The sequence below is a fragment of the Anaerolineae bacterium genome, assembly GCA_035529315.1.
Lineage (GTDB): Bacteria > Desulfobacterota > Desulfobacteria > Desulfobacterales > ETH-SRB1 > Desulfaltia.
The window spans coordinates 46,133-65,258 of record DATKWZ010000030.1 but is presented as its reverse complement, the minus strand read 5'-3'; the positions used below and the strand labels follow the sequence as shown (position 1 = coordinate 65,258).

Genomic DNA, 19,126 nt, shown 5'->3' with positions numbered 1-19,126 from the left:
TATATATTCCTACAATTCTTCTATGGTTAATGAATCATTTGTAAACACACAGATTGAACCGGCTATTCTCAAGGCTTCTTCTACAATACTCCTTGCATCCATATCTGTATGCCTTATCAGAGCTGTTGCCGCTGCCTGGGCGCTGACTCCTCCGGACCCAATGCCGATAATTCCTTCATCAGGTTCAATTACATCACCGTTGCCCGAGATAAGAAACATTCTGGTTTCATCCGCGGCAATCATTATTGCCTCAAGACGTCTCAAATACTTGTCAGTTCGCCAGTCTTTTGCCAACTCAACAGCGCTGCGTGTCAGGTTTCCGTTGTAACGTTCAAGTTTTGCTTCCAAACGTTCAGAAAGATTTAAAGCATCAGCGGTTGCTCCGGCAAATCCCACAATAATTTTATCATTATAAATCTTTCTTACCTTTTTGGCATGATGTTTTATAATAATATTATTCAAAGTTACCTGGCCGTCACCGGCAACCGCCAGTTTATCCTTATGCCTTATGGCAATTATGGTCGTTCCATGAAATTTCATATTAGAGTCACTCATAAATAATTACCTTCTGGGATGGGCTTTGTCATAAGTTTCCATTAGTCTGTCTATACTTACATGTGTATATTTTTGTGTAGTAGAAAGGTTTTTATGCCCCAGGAGTTCCTGCACTACCCTTAAATCCGCTCCCGCGTCAAGCATATGTGTTGCAAATGAGTGACGCAAAGCGTGTGGTGAAACAGGCATTAAAAGACCGCATTCTTTTGCAATCCCGGCAAGGATGCGGGCAATAGATCTTGCTGTAAGACGGCCATTGTTTTTGTTTAAAAACAATGGGCCGTTTTCATCAATTTGCGTGCCTGCTTCCAGTCGCAGCCTGTTTCTATAAGCCTTTATTGCATCAAGAGCATTTTTGCCGATCGGCACAATTCTTTCCTTGTTGCCTTTTCCAAAGACACGGATAACACCGCTCGCAAAATCCACGTCAATCAAATTCAATCCCGCAAGCTCGGATACTCTTATTCCGCTCGAATATAGAGACTCAAAAATAGCGCAATCCCTCAGTCCGGCCAAAGTGTCCGTGTTTATGAAATTCAGCAGCCTGAATGTGTCATCGACTGTCAAACAGACAGGCATAGCCTTTATCTGTTTTGGCGAAAGAATCAAATCAGCCGGATTATCAGTAATTACACCATACTTCACAAGATATCTGAAAAAGGAACGCAAAGAGGAAAGCTTGCGCGCTATGGTTACTTTTTTGTTCTTTTTGTGTAAAAACCCCAAATAACCCCTGATTATCAATGGGCTTACTTCATCCACTCCAGCCTGATTTTCTTTGTTTGGAGCAAAAAAGGATGCAAACTCTTCAAGATCGTGCAGGTATGCGCGAGAGGTGTTTTTGGAATACCCCTTTTCAATGGAAAGAAATTCGATAAAAGATCCGATTAACTTTTTGAAAGAAGATGAAATCATTAAAATTTAATTAGCTCTTCAAGATCGCCCCAGGTTTCAACCTCCACAAATGGATGAGCCTCTCTGTTCCACGGCTGCTTGAACAGAACCGGAGTTATGCCTGCTTTTTTAAGCCTAAAACATGTCTCAAGCCTGTCTTCAACAAAATAGGCTATATTTCTGCTCAAAAGAACATCCGACTTGCCTTCAAATGTGCCTGTTGTAACAATCTCTATTGAATCAGGCTTAAGCGGCAGGATGCTTAACATCCAATCGTAGATGGGACCCAAATAAGGTCGCGCTGTCACAAAGAGAAGCCGTTTCTGGCTTTTCCCGAGTTTCGTTAACACCTCGGGAGCACCGGCTATAGGTTTTAAGGTAGCATTATAATTGCCATCGAGTATGCGCTTCAATATGTTGTTAATAATGTTTTTATCGATATCAATGCAATCTTCAATAGCATAAGTGGTAATATCTTCGGGCGTTATCCAGTTTATGCCATACTCCTTTTGCGCTATATCAAGAAACAATGTCATGGTGTCGGCAAAAACCCCATCAATATCAAAAGCTACAGAGGACGGATTAATCATAAATATTACTTTATGCTGCTTTTCTTGTTTTTTTCTTCAGCCTGGCAATGCGCCGCTTGGAAATAATTACCATCTTTTTATTATCGGCCTTTAAAAAAGCCTCTTGCTCAGCCTTTAATTTTTTGATTTTCAACTTGATATTGCGGACCAATGCATCAGCTTTCTTCCCGGGCTTATCTTCAATTCCCCTTGCCTTTTTTATTAAAATGAGCAATTCCGCCTTGTTCATTCCGTGAACACCGATAATTTCAGGAATCTCCTTGGCTATCTCCCTCAGCTCCTTGACAGTCATCTTGTCTATAGATTTTTCTTCGATCTTCTTTTTTCCCTTAGTACCCATATCCAGTGGATCTCCTTTTCTATCCTTAGAGGGTTTTGCAAAACCGTTAATTATAACAAGAAAAATAGTCTTTTTAACTATTTTATTTTATTATGTCAATAGTTGATGTCCTTATACAGGGTAAACATATTTATTTGTCTTCCTTTTCCCGAGGTTTGATAAACGCGCTGAACAACTCAATCGGAAACGGAAAAATTGTTGTTGTATTCTGCTCTGCCGACATCTCGCGCATTGTTTGGAGATACCTGAGTTGCAAGGCCGTAGGGTGACCTTCAATTATTTTCGATGCTTCGGCCAGCTTTGTCGCAGCCTGGAATTCCCCTTCTGCATTGATTACCTTGGCGCGACGTTCCCTTTCCGCCTCAGCCTGCTTAGCCATAGAGCGCTGCATCTCCTGGGGCAGATCAATATGCTTTAATTCCACGGTTGTAACCTTTAAACCCCACGGATCTGTATGTGTATCCAGTATTGTCTGAAGCTGTTCATTAATGTTTTCCCTTTCAGACAAAAGCTCATCCAGATTTACCTGGCCGCATACACTTCTCAGGGTTGTCTGAGCAAGTTGAGACATGGCATAGCTGTATTGCTCAACCTCAATTATAGCCTTTATCGGGTCGATTACCCTGAAATAGATTACAGCATTAACCTTCACCGAAACATTATCCCTGGTTATAACATCCTGAGGATCTACATCCATGGCTACAAGACGCAGGCTTACCTTTACCATTTTATCTATCATTGGAATAAGTATGATCAGACCTGGCCCTTTTGCCTTGATAACCCTGCCAAGCCTGAATATAACCCCGCGTTCATACTCGTTTAATATTCGTATGGCTGTTGACAGAAAAAAGGCTACAAATACAACAACAGCAATTAATGTAAACATTTTATCCTCCTTTTTTAAACAACCTCTAATTATCCTGTCGGCCGATACTGATCGGCTCAACATCGAGTATGAGATTTACCACCTTTATCACCCTTACCCTTGTGCCTTTGCTTATCCTGTTTTTTGAGGTCGCATTCCAGAGCTCCCCGTGCACAAAGACCTTACCCTCAGGCATGATATCCTCTTTTACAACTCCGATTTCACCGACAAGGCCCTTTGCGCCTGTTTTAGGCTTTGATACCTGAGCTTTAAAAACCAGGCTCGCAAGTGTGACAAAAAAACCTGAAACCATAACAATCGTCGGCAAAAACACATGCCACGATACCCTTAGTTCAGGGCTTGTGTTCTCAAACAACATCAGGGAGCCTAAAAAAAGGGAGGTTACCCCTGCCACGCTGAGAAGACCATAGCTTGCAATCTTCATCTCCATAATAAAAAATATCAGCGCAAGTATAATAAGAAGTATGCCGGCATAGTTGACGGGAAGCGTCTGAAAGGAAAAAAATGCCAGTATAATTGCAATGGCTCCGATTACTCCGGGGAAAATAGCGCCGGGATGCGAGAGCTCAAAATAAATTCCTGCCAGGCCTAGCATCATAAGAATATATGCAATATTAGGATCGCTTATTATTTTTAAGATCTTTGTTCTTATATTTTCTTCCAGTATCTTTCTTGTGGGATTATCAAGGTTAATTACCCCCTTGTCCTTAATTTTACGGCCGTTAATCTGTTTGATCAGATCATCCATATCTTTTGCCACAATATCGATGATATTTTGTTTCAGGGCCACGGTTTCCGTGACGGAAACACTTTCACGAATGGCCTTTTCAACCCAGTCTGCATTCCGCCCCCGTTTGTTTGCGACACTCCTGGCCTGAGCCACCATGTCGTTTACCACCTTTTCAGACATGGTTTTGTCTATCTTTTTTCCTCCGGCTCCTACCGGATGCGCAGCACCGATATTTGTTCCAGGAGCCATTGCGGCAATATCGGCCGCCATGGTAATCATAACCCCTGCCGAAGCAGCCCTTGCTCCGCCCGGAGAAACATAAACCACAACAGGAACCCTGCTTGCAAGTATGGCCATCACAATATCACGCATAGACTCAGCCAGACCTCCCGGGGTATCAAGCTCAATGATAACGCAGGAAACATTATTATCTGATGCCTTCTTAATCCCCTGTTTTAAAAAATCAGCCGTGGCAGGGCTTACTGCGCCTGATGCCTTGATAATATAGATTTCATTTTCTCCTGAAAAAGCATTTGCGGAAAAAAAGAGCAATAATGCCGACAGGATAATTATGAAAAATTTGTATTTCATATCAACTGCTCCGCAATAATAACCAAAGTTTTTTATTCCCCTATTTCATTGATCAGCTTCTTCATATCCTCCCAGACATCCCTTTTTTTATCCGGGTTGCGAAGAAGATATGCGGGATGATATGTAGGCAAAAGCTTAATCCCCTTGTAATCATGGAAACGCCCTCTGAGCTTCGAAATAGGTTCTTTTGTTTCAAGGAGGATCTGTGCAGCAAAAGTCCCGAGAGCGCATATGAAATCCGGCTTTAGAGTAGCGATCTGGCGCTCTAAAAAAGGAAAACAGGCCTTAATTTCATCAGGATCAGGATTTCTGTTGCCCGGAGGACGGCATTTTATAACATTGCAAATATATACCTGCTCACGTGTAAGTTTAATGGCCTGAATTATTTTGGTAAGAAGCTTGCCTGCCGCCCCAACAAACGGCATGCCGGTTTTATCCTCCTCAAAGCCCGGTCCTTCGCCTACAAATACAAGCCTTGCTTTTGGGCTCCCCGCTCCAAAGACAATATTTTTACGGCTGTTTGATAGTTTGCAGCGGCGACAGTCTCCGATATCAGCGCGTATTTTCTCCAGGGTTTCCGGTGTAAACGACCTGTCTTTTCCCCAGTATTCAATGGTCTCAAGACTTTCCTTTTTACAGTCAAAACCGGCGCACCCGGTTTCAGCCAGAAAACAAAGATAGTTTTTCACCTCTTCAACAACAATATTTAATTCCAGACCATTTGTCATTTTATAATTATCACCCGAAATTACCACAGAGATCACAGAGCACACAGAGAGAAAAATAATCACGAAATCTTCTACAGCATTTTTACAATCCTATCTAAAAGTATATGCGCCAGATCATCCTTTAACATTTCAGGAAGAGCCTCCCTGGTCTTATCTTTATAAAAAAGGATTACCTTGTTGGTATCTGTTCCGAATCCTGAAGAGGGGCTGTTAACAAGGTTTGCTGCAATGATATCAAGTTTTTTTTCCGCGAGTTTTTTTTCCGCGTTGATTTCAAGGTTCTCTGTTTCCGCGGCAAAACCAACAAGAATCTGATCCTTTTTTTTCCTGCCAAGCTCCTTTAAAATATCCTGGTTTTTTTTCAGAAACAAAGCAATCTCATCTTTTCCCTTCTTTATCTTCTGTTTTGCCGAATCAACAGGCCTGTAGTCGGAAACTGCCGCTGCTTTTATGATAATATGGGCATCTTCCATATGCTCAAACACAGCCCGCGCCATCTCCTTTGCCGTTCCCACCCTGATTACTTCTACATTAACCGGATCGGAAAGATTTGTCGGCCCGGTAATCAGCACAACATTGGCTCCCCTGTGCTCTGCTGCTTTTGCAATGCCATAGCCCATCTTGCCTGATGAAGGGTTGCTGATAAACCTGACAGGATCAATCGGTTCCCGCGTCGGGCCCGCTGTTACAAGAACCTTTTTACTTTTCAGATCCTTTGGGGCAAGACAGCATAAAAGCCTGTCCAGTATATCTTTTGGTTCAGGAAGACGTCCTGGACCGGAATCGCCACATGCAAGCTCACCCGCCTCCGGCTCAACGATAAAATATCCATCATTCCTTAGTGTGGAAAGATTTCTGCATAGCGCCTTATTCGCATACATTTGAGAGTTCATTGAAGGGCACAAAAGAACAGGGGCTGTTACTGCAAGCATTAATGTGGTCAAGGCGTCATCAGCTATGCCGTTTGCGATCTTGCCGATAATATTGGCTGTTGCAGGAGCAATGATCACCGCGTCCGCATCCCTTGCCCAATCAATGTGCCTTATGGACGCATCATTTTTTCTATCAATATTTTGAAAAAGATCAAAGCAGACCGGATAACCTGATAAAGCTTCAAAGGTCAGCGGCCCGACAAAAGATCGGGCATTTTGAGTCATTACTACCCTGACCTTTGCCCCCTGCTTATTAAGAAGCCTTAATAATTCCACACTCTTATATGCTGCAATCCCGCCGCATACACCAAGAACGATATTTTTATTGTCTATTTTGGTTTGCATAATAATTTTTTTATTTAAGAAGCCCTGCTTCCGCTTCATTAATTGTAGGCGCAACCCACACCTCAACATAGGTTTTAAAATCTTCAGACATGTTTATCATGCACCATCTGCTTTCTTTCTGAAACAGCATGACGGTTCGCGGAGACTTAAATGAACTTATAATCCTCCAGTTATCCTTTTGCATATTGTTTTCAAAAAAGGCGATAAGGGAGCTTATTGCGACCCTGCCGCTTAAAACAAGAACACCTGCGGAAAATCCGGGGGTTTTGTATACAAAGGATTCTTTTTTGTTGACCTTTAATTCGTTTGGTATAAGCACATCTCCAAAATCATAATATAGAGGGGAAGGCCCTTTAGGGGTTGTAACTTGCGATTCAGGGTCGCTATTTTTCGATTTTCCTCCCGCACATCCGGAAATTATGAGAAAAAAAACAGCACCTATTCCGATAAATGCCAAAACCTTTTTTCTCTGCCTTATTATTGCCATGACCTTACCTCCTTATAATTACAATGGTCTAATGTTGATGAACTCGTAAAAAGTCAAATTCATCAAGTGTTAAGTGTTAGGTGTTAAGATAAAACATTTAATTGTCATATCAAGCTCTTAACACTTAGCACCTAACACTTAACACGTTTCGTAAAAGTAGTTCTTAGACTTTTTACGATGCTATCAAAGTTAACCTATTATGTTTACAATCTATTTTTAATATTTTTGAGCTTTTTCAAGTTGTTATATTTAAGCTCAAGATTAATCCATTTGCTAAGCAATAAAACAGCATTACTTGGAGCTTTTTCAGAAAGTTTTTTTTCGATTTTGGAAAGCTCGTCAACAAGATCCTTCCTGTCAGGCTCCTGTTTTAAAAGTAATCTATAGATTTCAGCCGCCTTGCTTAAATAGCCCTGGTCGCTATAAACCTTTGCCATGGTTTTTGTATAAAAATCAGGATGATCTGTCATTTTTTGTTGTCCTGCTTTTTACCTGTTTTGAATATAACCTCATCTTTACCTATTACTCCTAATTCCTGTCTTACCACATTTTCGACAAACTTGGGGTCATTTTTCAACCTGTCTATCTCACGATACATATTAAGGTTCTCCTGATTAAGCTTTTCATTTTTTTCAACCAGTCTATCCTTTTCACCCTTTATGCTGACGAAATCGACAACCCCATCGTCTCCAAATATTATAAGCAAAAACAGGGAAAACAGAATCAATATTACTATAGACAGCATGATATTTTGCCTGGTAGTCAACTTTTTTTAATGCCCTTAACAATTATACCCCAAAGCTTTCGCAGTTCCGGACTTTTTATTAAAAAGGAAAAGAATCCATAAAGAAGAAAGCCGATTATTATTGTTCCCATAAGCCCGAAAAAAAGGCCATATATAGATCCGTCTGTTAAGGGAATCATAAAAATGGAAACAATGCTAATAATTATACCCATTATTGCGGCACAAAGCAAACTTTTGCAAGCAGATTCGGCAATACTTCTTAATCCTAATGAACCAAGTTTTATTGTTAATGCCCTAACAAGAAGCCCGAAGTTCAGCATTGAAGCAAGAGAGGTGGAAAGGGCAAGGCCCCCGTGAGCGAGCGGCCCCATCAGAATAATCCCAAGCACTATATTGGCAATAATCGATATTACGGCCATGCGTACAGGGGTCTTTGTGTCCTGCAGAGCATAAAATGTAGAAACAACTATTCTTACACCTGAAAATGCCCATAAACCTATACCATAATATAAAAGAGCCTGCGCAGTCAATTGTGTAGCTTTGGAATCAAAAACACCCCTTTTAAATAACAGAGCAACGATCGGCTCCCTTAGTATAATAAGGCCGACCATGGAAGGTATTGTTATGAACAACACCAGATTCATTGCATGTGAAAAGGTGGCTTTAACAGCCTCTAAATCCCCTGACGCCGCCTGCCTTGAGATGCTTGGCAAAATAGCGGTAGCAGCCGCTATTGCAAATATGCCGAGAGGAAACTGCACCAGCCGGTCTGCATAATAAAGATATGAAACACTTCCTTCAGACAGTAATGAGGCAAGAAGGGTGCTAACCAGGATATTAATCTGGTAAACAGCGGATCCGAATACGGTTGGAATCATTAACAGGCCAATTTTTTTCAGCCCTGGATGAAATATTTTTACCCTTTGCCAAAAATACAATCCTTTTTTAATAAGAAAGGGGATCTGAAGAGCGAGCTGAAGAAAACCGCCGATAAGCACCCCTATGGCAAGGCCGGTTACCGGATCAGGCATGTATGGTGAAATAAAAAATACCGAACATATCATTGCAATATTCAAAAAAACCGGCGCCAGGGCCGGAGCGGCAAAGTGGCCCAGACTATTCAGAATTCCCATGGAAAGGGCTACCAGGCCGATGAAAAAAATATAAGGGAACATAATACGGGTCAAATTTACTGTCATGGAAAACTTTTCAGGCGAGTCAATAAATCCGGGCGCAATAATCTTTATAATAACAGGGGAAAGTAGAATGCCCAAAACCGCGACAATCGCAAGGATCATGGAAAGAAGCCAAATGGCGGCTCCGGCCAGCTTAAAGGCTTCCTCTCTGCCTTTGACCGTAAGGTATTCCGTAAACACAGGTATGAATGCAATGCTAAGCGAACCTTCGGCAAAAAGCCTTCTCAGCAGGTTTGGGATCCTGAATGCTACAAAAAAAGCGTCTGAACTGAGTCCGGCCCCAAAAAACCATGCAATTACGACATCCCTTATGAAGCCGAACAGACGGCTTAATAAGGTTGCGGAGCCTACGACCCCAGCAGCTTTTGTCACGCGTGTATTTTCAGACATTGATTGCTTTTAAATAAAACCGTTAAATTTAACTTGACATGCTTTTTAATATTATGTAGCTAAAATCTTTTAAACTTATGCAAAGGAGTTATATAAATTGGCTAATCATAAATCAGCATTAAAACGGGCGCGCCAGAATAAAGAAAGGCGCATGCGTAACAAAACAACGATGACCAAGGTTAAAAACATTGTCAAGGATGTACGGCTTGCCTCAGGTAAAGAGTCGAATGAAACAGCTTTAAACAAACTTAATCAAGCGCAATCTATTATCGACAAAGCAGCAAAAAAGGGAACTATTCATAAAAAAAATGCATCTCGAAAAGTTTCCCGCCTTGCCAGCCTGGTAAGGTCGATTACAGCCTAAAAATCCTCTGTCAGGCTATTATAAACCTTTTCTGCAAGCCTTGTTGAAAGGATTGAAATTGCATCATGTCGTTTTTGCTCTGTCAATAGCTTGTCAGAAACCACGACATAGGCCTCGTTGCCGGCAATATCTTTTGTTGACCAAAGTATCCTGCCGTCCTTATCTGTTAATTTCAAATCAAGTGTAAATGTTACCCGTCTTTCAAGGGAGGTTTGAGCCCCGCTGTGTGATATCGTCTCAATACTCATTGATTTAATTACACCGGAAAGGAGAGCGTCTGCCTCGTCCATGCCTGCGATTTTGCCGTTTCTCGTAAATTCATAGATAAGATCGTTTGTAAATGTATTTTCAATTCCGATTTCAGAGGTGCGGTTTTCAAGAATTGTTACGCAAACACTATTTATACCTGACGGAAGAGTCCCGCCTCCGGCAAACCTGTAGCCGCATGCTGACAAAAAAGCCAAAAAGCACAATATCGCAAAGACAGCCCAAATTATTTTTCCTTTAAAAAGCATTTTCCTCCTTCGACTTTTTGCGAATTCATCATTATTACACTACAATATTTACCAGCTTCTTTTTAACGACAATGACCCTTTTTATGGATTTATCATTTATAAATTCCCTTGCGCGTTCATCTGAAAGAGCCATCTCTTTTATGGCAGCATCATCCGCATCAGCGCTTATCCTGAATTTGCTGCGAAGTTTGCCGTTTACCTGCACTACTATTTCAAGGCTGTCTTGCACAAGAGCATCTTCTCTGTATAATGGCCATGATTCCAAAAGAACGCTGGATTTATGCTCCATGGCATCCCAGAGTTCTTCAGTAAAATGTGGAACTATGGGTGATAAAAGCAGTATAACCGATTCCACGGCAAATCTCATTACTCCCGCGGCTTCAGAGCTTTTTGTTGCCGGGTCTATGCCGTACATGGTATTAACAAGCTCCATTACAGCGCTGATTGCTGTATTGAAATGGAACCTGCCTTCTATATCATCGGTAACCTTTTTTATTGTTTGATGGGCTTTTTTATATAAAATCCGTATGCTCTCGTCCAGTTCGTCAGGACTGCCGTTAAAAGGGATCGCCCCTTTTATCAAATCGATCCAGACTGCCGCAAGGCTCCATATACGATTCAGGAAACGGTATGACCCGTCAACCCCCTGGTCGCTCCATTCAAGGTCCCTCTCGGGCGGAGCCGCAAAAAGACAAAAGAGCCGTGTAACATCAGCGCCGTATTTTTTGAGCATAATATTCGGATCTATCACATTCTTTTTTGACTTGGACATCTTTTCAACCCGGCCTATTATGACCTTGTTGCCGCATTTTTTGCAAAAACCGCCTTTGGCTTCTTCAGGGAAAAGAAATCCATGCTCAGAGCAGGAAGCAGTCTCCTTGCAGACCATACCCTGTGTCAGCAGTCTGGTAAAAGGCTCCTTGTATTTAACAAGTCCAAGATCTTTTAGCACGCGTGTAAAATACCTTGAATAAAGCAGATGCAAAATAGCATGCTCAACCCCGCCGATATATTGATCAACCGGCATCCAGTAGGAAACAGCCTTTGTATCAAACATGCCGCCATTGTAATCTGCGCTGCAGTATCTCTCAAAATACCAGGAGGATTCAACGAATGTATCCATTGTATCGGTTTCTCTTTTTGCGTCCGGGCTGCCGCACTTCGGGCACCTGGTTCTTGCAAAATAATCAAGACCTGCGAGCGGCGACCTTCCTCCTGGCAAAAGATCAGCCTCCTCAGGCAATACAACCGGAAGATCCTCTTCAGGGACGGGAACAACCCCGCATTTATTGCAATAAACCATGGGAATGGGGGCTCCCCAGTAACGCTGTCTGGAAACACCCCAATCCCTTAATCTGAAGTTGACTGTTTTTTCTCCAAAGCCCTTTTCGTCAAGAAAAGAGGCGATTTCATCAAGGGCTTTTTTGTTGTTCATGCCGTCAAACCGGCTGGAATTGACCATAACCCCTTCACCTGTATATGCTTCGGTCATGGAGTCTGCATCAAGGTCCTTATCAAAAGGCTTTACAACAACAATAATGTCAAGACCGTATTTTTTGGCAAATTCAAAATCACGCTGGTCGTGTGCCGGCACCGACATAACAGCGCCTGTGCCATATTCCATGAGAGCAAAATTAGCTGTATATATAGGCATGCGCCTGTTGCTCAATGGATTTATGCAATATGAACCGGTAAAAACCCCTTCCTTTTCATAACTTTCAACAGCCTTGTCAGATCTATCCTGCATTGACATCCGTTCCACAAACTCTCCAACCTTATCTTCCTGGCCGGTGCCTTTTGAAAGCCCTGGCACAAGCGGATGCTCAGGGGCAAGACACATGAAGGTTGCTCCGAAAACCGTATCCTGACGGGTTGTAAATACAGGTATAATCTTGTCTGAATTATCTTCGGCATTTTCAATCGGGAATCTTATCTGTGCGCCTATGCTCTTGCCGATCCAGTTTTTCTGCATGGTGATGACCTTGTCAGGCCAGCCGGAAAGCTTGTCGCAATAAGCAAGCAAATCTTCTGCATAATCGGTTATACGGAAAAACCATTGCCAGAGCTTTTTCTGGCGAACCGGTTTCCCGCATCTCCAGCACATGCCGGCCTCTACCTGCTCATTGGCAAGAACAGTTTTACAGGTATTGCACCAGTTTACAAAAGACTCCTTTCTATATACCATCCCTTTTTCATACATCTTTAAAAACAGCCACTGTTCCCACCTGTAATATTCGGGCCTGCAGGTAGCTATTTCCCTGTCCCAGTCATAGCTGAAACCTATGCGCTTCAGCTGAGATCGCATCGACTTGATATTATCGTATGTCCATCCGGCAGGATGGGTATTGTTTGCAATAGCGGCGTTTTCCGCGGGCATTCCAAAAGCATCCCATCCCATTGGATGCAGAACATTAAATCCCCGCATTCTTTTATATCTTGCGACCACATCCCCTATGGTGTAGTTTCTGACATGACCCATGTGTATCTTGCCTGAAGGATAGGGAAACATCTCAAGAATATAATACTTTTCCCTGTCAGGATCCTCTTTACACTTAAACAGCCCTTTCTCATCCCAACAGGATTGCCACTTTGATTCAACGGTTTTTGGATCGTATTTCTTGTCCATTTTCTACATAATGCCTTTATCAATAAAGCTGGTTCAAGGAGGGTAAACAATCAAAATTATATTAATATGCCATAATATGTTATTAATAGCAAGGGTTGCAATCAACTTCCGGTTGTATTGAAAGCGTCCGAACCTCTCTTTTCGACCTGTTCTTTTTCGAGGCTGCCAAGTTAATATCTGGGTTTAAGAGTCGGTATGTCTGTACATTGAGACAGGCGCATGGGGAGCAGGTTTTTCAAGCCGGATATCAAAATCCCTGATTAACGGCCTTGTTGCAGGCATGAGCGAAGTCTTCGGGATAATGCCCGATAATCCAGCGATATAGCCACTGACTGTAAGTCCCCGGCGATTTAGGATGACGGGGAATAAAAGTGTACATAAGCCGATGGTCATTGTCCGGATTATCAAATCTCTTGGATGTTTCGTAACAAATCATCATTTCCACACCCAATTTTTCCAGCATCCTTACGGTTGTCAAAATAGCCGTGTCCAGAGACCTCCTCACCGTAGAATCCGCCTCAAGAATATTGCCGCACTTTGCTGTGGTCATAATCTGTACTTCTCCCTGAGAGCGCTGGGCTTTGGGTACAAAAGCCATGATGTTTTCGTCCTGATAGAAGACAAGGCTTTTTGCCCTGTCTTTTCTGCCATCCATTCTCCTGTTATTTTCTATGGCATTAATGTATGTTTCAAAGAAGTTTTTGCCGGTACTATTTCTGAACCCGCGGCAGAAGCGAGCTACTTCATCTCCTTGAGTATAGGTTGAAAATAAAGTGTGGCTTTCATCATTTTTCCCATTGATAAAACCCGGAGTATATTTGGGCACTATCGCAAATTGCTGGTGTATTTGCTGGTGAGATGCATTGAGCCGATATCCTGAAGGAGACAGATCAAATCCGAAATTCCATCCCCACATTGATGCGTTAAAGGGTAAATTATTTTTATCATCTTCATGATGTTTTATGGTTTTAAGAAGATGTATCCGCAAAGACTCTAACTCCTCTTCTGTGAAACTGCGTTTTTTTGCGGGAATGGGAATTTCCAGACTCTGGGCAACCTGTGTGTAAACCCTCTGGTAGTATAAATGCCTGAGACCGATCAAATCCTCTTTCTTAAGTGCTTTGATTTTATACCTGATGGAATCATGTGCCATGTTTGCTGCATAATGTCCCCATGGGATATAACTGTTTTCTCTCAGATATTCCCAGATATGAGTGCCCGCAGACTTTTTATACTCTCCCACGATTTTATTGGGGCCCTGGATGCCTGGAATAAGTACCATTGCCTGCTTATAAGTATCAGGTAAAAAAGGATTGTTGGATACGATTTCAAACAAATGGCGATTTTTAATTGCCTGTTGAACCCCCCCATTTTTTGTTTTTTCATATTGAATGCCGGCAGGCTCTCCTGTATGTGGATCAAACTCAAACAAGCACGACTTTTGGGCTAACTCGATAAGCAGGTCCGCGTCTGTGGACATTCGGCCCAATGATATAGTAAGCGGGTCATTGTCTTCAAACTCATTTATATGGGCTTTTAATTTCGAAGATTTATATTTGTTAATAATATCAAAGGGGTTTGCATTTTCTATTCTTTTGTCGGCGCTTGACTTTAATATAAAAGTTGCGCCCATAAAAGGAAACGGGTTGGAGATCTCGAATACCCAGTCTGCGTTATCAATTTTTACATCATTTGCCGGAAAGTTAATTTTGTTTTCAACAGCAGTTTTGCCGTTAATATGTCCAAGCGTTGTTATGTGATCTTTTTCTCTGAGATTGACAACCGTGTAATCAGGCTTGTGAATGCCATAAATAAATTCACCGGAACTTGATACGCAAGTCCTTACAGACAATTCATTCATACATTTTCCTTTTGGTTACACCTTCAGTGAAACCACCTGCCCTTCTGTGGTGAACTTTTACAAATTAGATAAAAAACACATCTGAGTTTTAATTGTCAAGAATGTATATTCTCTGTTTAATTTGAGCAGCTGGCCTTTCATATGTTTTTCCATTTTTCTGATGCCATTTTTCTGATGATAGAAGCTTTAGAACTTTACTCAAGATTGCCTTGATCTTTTGTCGCTGGAAAAATAAAGGCAGGACCTGTTAAAGACCCTGCCTTTGAGGATGAACTGTATTTCAGCTATGTGCCGGTAATTATTTTATATCTATGGTTATTTGTTTTGGTTTCTTTTCTTCCGGTTTTGGAACTTCGACCGTAAGGATCCCGTCTTTATAGGTCGCCTTGATATCCTCGGGATTTACAGCTGTCGGCAGCGTAAAAGATCTGTGAAATGAACCAAAACTTCTTTCCCTGCGGCAGTAGTTTTCTTCCTTAATCTCTTTGTCAATGGATCGTTCACCCTTAAGAGTCAATACATTATCATTAACATCAACAGTAACTTTTTCTTTATCTACTCCGGGAAGTTCAACTTTGAGAATAATAGCGTCATCAGTGTCATAAATGTCTACCGTGGGCTTCCACGAAGCCAGGCTAACCTCATCATCAAAGTCCTTTGAACGGAGAAAGCTTTCATCAAACATACGATTAATACGGTCTTGCAAGGTTGCTACATTTCTGAAAGGATCCCATCTAACGAGAGTCATAATAACACCTCCTTATTATATTGGGTTGATTTTATATTCCGAACAAGCTTGCTTTAATTATTTATTACTCTGTTTATCAAAAATAATCATATTGGATGTTCTGTCAAGAAAAAAAGAGATTATAAGTAAACCCGATAATAGCATAACCATTTACGTATACTGTCTCCAAATACAACTTTTGCCGTTAGGGGGATATCAGTAATGATCAGCGTAGATCGGTGGCTGAATCGCAATAGCGAGCGCATTCCCCGCAGCTTGTCGGAGCAAAGCGGAGATCCTGTTACAGTTTTTTTATAGAAAACCTCTGTGATCTGTGGTAAAAGCCTTTTAGAAAGGAGCCCTTGATATGACTGAATATGATTTTTGGAAGATTTTTCCCAAAATGCCCGGAAAGGTAACTATCGGCGACATAACGATTAGGGACGGTTTTCAGCATGAAGAAAAATTCATTTCCACTGCGGCAAAGATATTTTATCTTGAAGAGCTGATATTCGCGGGCTGCAGGCATATTGAAGTAACTAATCTTGGAAGCTCATTTTCAATGCCTCAGTTCAGGGATGCTGAAGATTTGTTTAAACACCTTAAAGGGGACCGGTTTAAAAAACAATGTGAAAGAAAGGGGGTTAATTATGACGATATCTGCTTTACAGCGATTACGATCCGCGAAACAGCGGTTGATCGCGCTATTTCACTAAGAAAAAAGGGGGTTGGGCCTGATCGTCTTCTGATGATGGTTTCTACGGAAGAAGAGCATCATTTTGCAAACTCAGGGACAACGCTTCCCGAATACTGGAAAGAGGCGGAGCGTTGCATTAAAAAATGCAATGATGCGGGAATGAAGATGTGCGGAACGGTCAGCACTATCTGGGGGAGTCCAATTGGCGGGGCTAAGGACATGAAGGAGGCAGTGGAATTTGCAAAACGATGGCTGGAAATCGGAGCCCATGACATTGAACATGCGGACCATGACGGCAGCGCTTCAGCTCCTGATGTTTACCGTTATTTTTCCAGGACACTTGATGAAATTCCCGACGCTGCACTCCATATCGCCCATTTCCATGAAACAAAGCGCACAGCGTCGGCATCTGTTCTGGCTGCATTGCAGGCAGGAATTACAAGCTTTGAGGCAACCCTGGGAGGCCTTGGCGGGCAGCCGGCAAACTTCATGGACGACTGCCCCACCAAAGGAACCGGAGAATATTATTATAAAGATCCCAGATATGTGGGTCTAATTACACTTGAGGATACGCTGGTACAGATTGACGAGATGGGCATCGAGCATGGATATGATGTTGACCGCATCCTGTGGCTTGGCAGGCAGATGGAAAAGACAATTGGACGGAGACTCCGCTCCGAGGCTATAATCAATGGCCGGACTTTAAATGAAGGGCATATGGAATTTGCCCGGCCGGGTTTAAAGGAAAGAAAGATAAAATTAGGCGAAGAGACCGGACAAAAGATTCCCGGAGACTGGAATCCAAAAGCTGTGTTGCCTTAAAAGCCTTAAACCGCTAATGACGCAAGCACACCGTATGTCCGATCTATTATATCCATCAACTCTTCTTCTGTTACACAGAGCGGAAGAAAGAGATATATGACATTCCCCAATGGGCGAAGGATCAATCCGTTTTTCAGCCCTTTTTTGTAAACCGACAATCCTATCCTGTCTTCAAAGGAGAACGGTTCTTTGGTTTGTCTATTTCTTACAAGTTCGAAGGCTGCTACCATCCCTATATATCTTACATCACCCACAATCGGAATCTCTCTGAATTTTTGGATGATCCTGTGAAAAGTTACAATTTTTGCCGCTGCATTTTCCAGGGTCTTCTCTTTTTTAAAAACCTCTAAAGAGGCGAATCCTGCGGCAGTGCTTAACGGGTTGGCTGTATAGGTGTGACCGTGATAAAAGGTCATGTTGCTGGTATAATCAGCATAAAAGGCGTCGTATATCGCGTCGGTCGTCAGGGTAGCGGCAAGGGGAAGGGTCCCGTTGGTTATCCCTTTTGACAGGCACATAAAATCCGGCTTAACATCCGCATGTTCCACCGCAAACATTTTTCCTGTCCTTCCGAAACCGGTGGCAACCTCATCCACTATCAGATGGATATTGTATGCATCGGCAAGTTCTGAAACCCTTTTAAGATATTCAACAGGATAGATAATAAATCCGCCTGATCCCTGCATCATAGGCTCAAGGATGATCCCCGCGATCTCATTGTTATGTTCCTTAAGAAGTTCCTCCAGTGGATCAACACACTCTATGGCGCAAGTTTCCCGTTTCTTAGCGCACGGACATCGGTAACAGTAGGGAGAAGGTATCTTAAATGCAGGGAAAAGGAGGGGAGCAAATGTTTGATGAAAGACCGAGATCCCGCCGACGCTCATCGCTCCGACAGTGTCGCCGTGATATCCGTTTTCAAGCCCGATAAATTTCTCCTTTTTTTCCTGCCCTTTATTTTTCCAAAACTGGAATGACATTTTCAGGGCTACCTCGCAGGCGGTGGACCCGTTGTCTGAATAGAAGACTTTGCTAAGATTTTCAGGGGAACATTGAACCAGACTTTCTGCAAGCAATATTGCATTCTTATGGGTAAACCCGGCAAAGAGAACATGATCAAGCTCGGAAAGCTGTTTCTTTATCGCGGACCGGATATAGGGATGATTGTGTCCGTGGACGTTACACCACCAGGAAGAGATGGTGTCATAATAGACATTCCCTTCATGGTCGTAAAGACGGCAACCCTCCCCCTTTTCAATCAGGACAGGATATTCCTTTTCATAATCTTTCATCTGGGTATAAGGATGCCAGATATATTTTCTGTCTTTTTCCAATAAGTCAAAACTCATAATATTATATGCTCCCATGATCTATTTAGCGCTTTCAGAATATTTTTCCCTATAGGTTCAAATTCAGCGATTAACGCTTCCGTTGAATCGACCCTGGATAATGATCCAAACGATGGTCTTTTCCCTATCCTGGAAATAGTTTTTATATTATCTGCTTCTATTATTTTATTCTCTTTTCCTGCAAAATTAAAGACCATGCCTAATATCGGGATGCCTCTTTTTGTCAGGGCCTCGATGGTAAGAAGGGTATGGTTGATTGTGCCTAAACCGCTATCAGTAACAATTAAGACCGGAATTGCAAGATCTGCCACAAGATCGATCAGAAGACGGTCTTGGGTAAGAGGAACCAGGACGCCACCCACCCCTTCGACTATAAGAAGATCGTGTCTTTGCACAAGCGTATGATAGCTTTCTGCAATCTTATTAATATCAATCTCTTTCCCTTCCATTTCTGCGGCAAGATGCGGAGAGGCTGGAAAATCGAATGTATATGGGTGTAAAAGCAAGGGGTTGTCAATATCTTCCTTTTCCCTTCCAAGCATCGAGAGACAACAATCCATGTCATCCGAGGTATTCCTGTTTCCGGTGCTTACCCATTTTTGAATCCCGACGTTAATACCTTTGCGGCTCAAGTACCTGGCCAGGCAGCCGCATATAACGGTTTTGCCTATGCCTGTATTGGTGCCTGTAATAAATAAGCTTTTATTTTTCATAGACCGTCCACGAGACCTTTGCAAAACATCCCCTTTTAATTCA

General features: G+C 42.3%; 20 protein-coding genes. 2 read left to right on the top strand and 18 right to left on the bottom strand.

The features are described from left to right. Positions 1 to 9: 9 nt before the first annotated feature. The 12 genes from hslV to murJ form a co-directional block, all read right to left on the bottom strand. Positions 10 to 555 (bottom strand): ATP-dependent protease subunit HslV, encoded by a 546-nt coding sequence (gene hslV, locus VMW78_05685; protein ID HUV50494.1) that lies wholly within the window; start codon positions 553 to 555, stop codon positions 10 to 12. A gap of 6 nt (positions 556 to 561) precedes the next feature. After that, positions 562 to 1,470: a site-specific tyrosine recombinase/integron integrase gene (gene xerA, locus VMW78_05680; GenBank protein HUV50493.1), complete on the bottom strand. Its 909-nt coding sequence runs from the start codon at positions 1,468 to 1,470 to the stop codon at positions 562 to 564. Beyond that, positions 1,470 to 2,039, bottom strand: a complete 570-nt coding sequence (locus tag VMW78_05675) for a haloacid dehalogenase (GenBank protein HUV50492.1) — start codon at positions 2,037 to 2,039, stop codon at positions 1,470 to 1,472. Before VMW78_05675 ends, xerA begins: the two co-directional genes overlap by 1 nt. A gap of 10 nt (positions 2,040 to 2,049) precedes the next feature. Next, entirely contained in the window at positions 2,050 to 2,379 is a 330-nt protein-coding gene (locus VMW78_05670) for a transcription termination factor Rho (protein HUV50491.1), read from the bottom strand. A 130-nt stretch (positions 2,380 to 2,509) separates the two neighbouring features. Beyond that, positions 2,510 to 3,265, bottom strand: coding sequence for a slipin family protein (locus VMW78_05665; protein HUV50490.1), 756 nt, complete (start codon positions 3,263 to 3,265; stop codon positions 2,510 to 2,512). Between the two features lie 25 nt (positions 3,266 to 3,290). After that, complete coding sequence (locus tag VMW78_05660) at positions 3,291 to 4,586, bottom strand: nodulation protein NfeD (GenBank protein ID HUV50489.1); 1,296 nt, start codon at positions 4,584 to 4,586, stop codon at positions 3,291 to 3,293. A 32-nt stretch (positions 4,587 to 4,618) separates the two neighbouring features. After that, positions 4,619 to 5,314, bottom strand: coding sequence for a uracil-DNA glycosylase (locus VMW78_05655; protein HUV50488.1), 696 nt, complete (start codon positions 5,312 to 5,314; stop codon positions 4,619 to 4,621). 71 nt (positions 5,315 to 5,385) lie between these two features. Next, positions 5,386 to 6,591, bottom strand: a complete 1,206-nt coding sequence (gene coaBC, locus VMW78_05650; protein HUV50487.1) for a bifunctional phosphopantothenoylcysteine decarboxylase/phosphopantothenate--cysteine ligase CoaBC — start codon at positions 6,589 to 6,591, stop codon at positions 5,386 to 5,388. 10 nt (positions 6,592 to 6,601) lie between these two features. Continuing rightward, the gene (locus VMW78_05645; protein ID HUV50486.1) at positions 6,602 to 7,078 is read right to left on the bottom strand and encodes a hypothetical protein; all 477 of its coding nucleotides are present in this window, start codon (positions 7,076 to 7,078) and stop codon (positions 6,602 to 6,604) included. Between the two features lie 203 nt (positions 7,079 to 7,281). Further along, positions 7,282 to 7,548, bottom strand: coding sequence for a hypothetical protein (locus VMW78_05640; protein HUV50485.1), 267 nt, complete (start codon positions 7,546 to 7,548; stop codon positions 7,282 to 7,284). Then, entirely contained in the window at positions 7,545 to 7,823 is a 279-nt protein-coding gene (locus tag VMW78_05635) for a septum formation initiator family protein (GenBank protein ID HUV50484.1), read from the bottom strand. Before VMW78_05635 ends, VMW78_05640 begins: the two co-directional genes overlap by 4 nt. Before the next feature lie 17 nt (positions 7,824 to 7,840). Then, positions 7,841 to 9,409 (bottom strand): murein biosynthesis integral membrane protein MurJ, encoded by a 1,569-nt coding sequence (gene murJ, locus VMW78_05630; GenBank protein HUV50483.1) that lies wholly within the window; start codon positions 9,407 to 9,409, stop codon positions 7,841 to 7,843. A gap of 97 nt (positions 9,410 to 9,506) precedes the next feature. Between murJ and rpsT the strand changes: the two genes are divergently transcribed. Then, complete coding sequence (gene rpsT, locus VMW78_05625) at positions 9,507 to 9,773, top strand: 30S ribosomal protein S20 (protein HUV50482.1); 267 nt, start codon at positions 9,507 to 9,509, stop codon at positions 9,771 to 9,773. On the opposite strand, the gene VMW78_05620 is transcribed toward rpsT, so the two are convergent. The 4 genes from VMW78_05620 to VMW78_05605 form a co-directional block, all read right to left on the bottom strand. Further along, positions 9,770 to 10,288: an LptE family protein gene (locus VMW78_05620; GenBank protein HUV50481.1), complete on the bottom strand. Its 519-nt coding sequence runs from the start codon at positions 10,286 to 10,288 to the stop codon at positions 9,770 to 9,772. The two genes, rpsT and VMW78_05620, sit on opposite strands and share 4 nt — an antisense overlap. A gap of 34 nt (positions 10,289 to 10,322) precedes the next feature. After that, positions 10,323 to 12,914, bottom strand: coding sequence for a leucine--tRNA ligase (gene leuS, locus VMW78_05615; protein HUV50480.1), 2,592 nt, complete (start codon positions 12,912 to 12,914; stop codon positions 10,323 to 10,325). Between the two features lie 247 nt (positions 12,915 to 13,161). Next, positions 13,162 to 14,775 (bottom strand): hypothetical protein, encoded by a 1,614-nt coding sequence (locus tag VMW78_05610; GenBank protein ID HUV50479.1) that lies wholly within the window; start codon positions 14,773 to 14,775, stop codon positions 13,162 to 13,164. Between the two features lie 298 nt (positions 14,776 to 15,073). Then, complete coding sequence (locus tag VMW78_05605) at positions 15,074 to 15,523, bottom strand: Hsp20/alpha crystallin family protein (protein ID HUV50478.1); 450 nt, start codon at positions 15,521 to 15,523, stop codon at positions 15,074 to 15,076. A 346-nt stretch (positions 15,524 to 15,869) separates the two neighbouring features. On the opposite strand from VMW78_05605, the gene VMW78_05600 reads away from it, so the two are divergent. Continuing rightward, positions 15,870 to 17,021 carry a pyruvate carboxyltransferase gene (locus tag VMW78_05600; GenBank protein HUV50477.1) on the top strand — a complete coding sequence of 384 codons (1,152 nt, stop codon included), beginning with the start codon at positions 15,870 to 15,872 and terminating at the stop codon, positions 17,019 to 17,021. A gap of 5 nt (positions 17,022 to 17,026) precedes the next feature. On the opposite strand, the gene bioA is transcribed toward VMW78_05600, so the two are convergent. Together bioA and bioD are read right to left on the bottom strand one after the other, a co-directional pair. Then, on the bottom strand, positions 17,027 to 18,370 hold the full coding sequence (bioA, locus tag VMW78_05595; GenBank protein HUV50476.1) for an adenosylmethionine--8-amino-7-oxononanoate transaminase: 1,344 nt from the start codon (positions 18,368 to 18,370) through the stop codon (positions 17,027 to 17,029). Beyond that, positions 18,367 to 19,083: a dethiobiotin synthase gene (bioD, locus tag VMW78_05590; GenBank protein ID HUV50475.1), complete on the bottom strand. Its 717-nt coding sequence runs from the start codon at positions 19,081 to 19,083 to the stop codon at positions 18,367 to 18,369. Before bioD ends, bioA begins: the two co-directional genes overlap by 4 nt. Between the last annotated feature and the right edge of the window lie 43 nt (positions 19,084 to 19,126).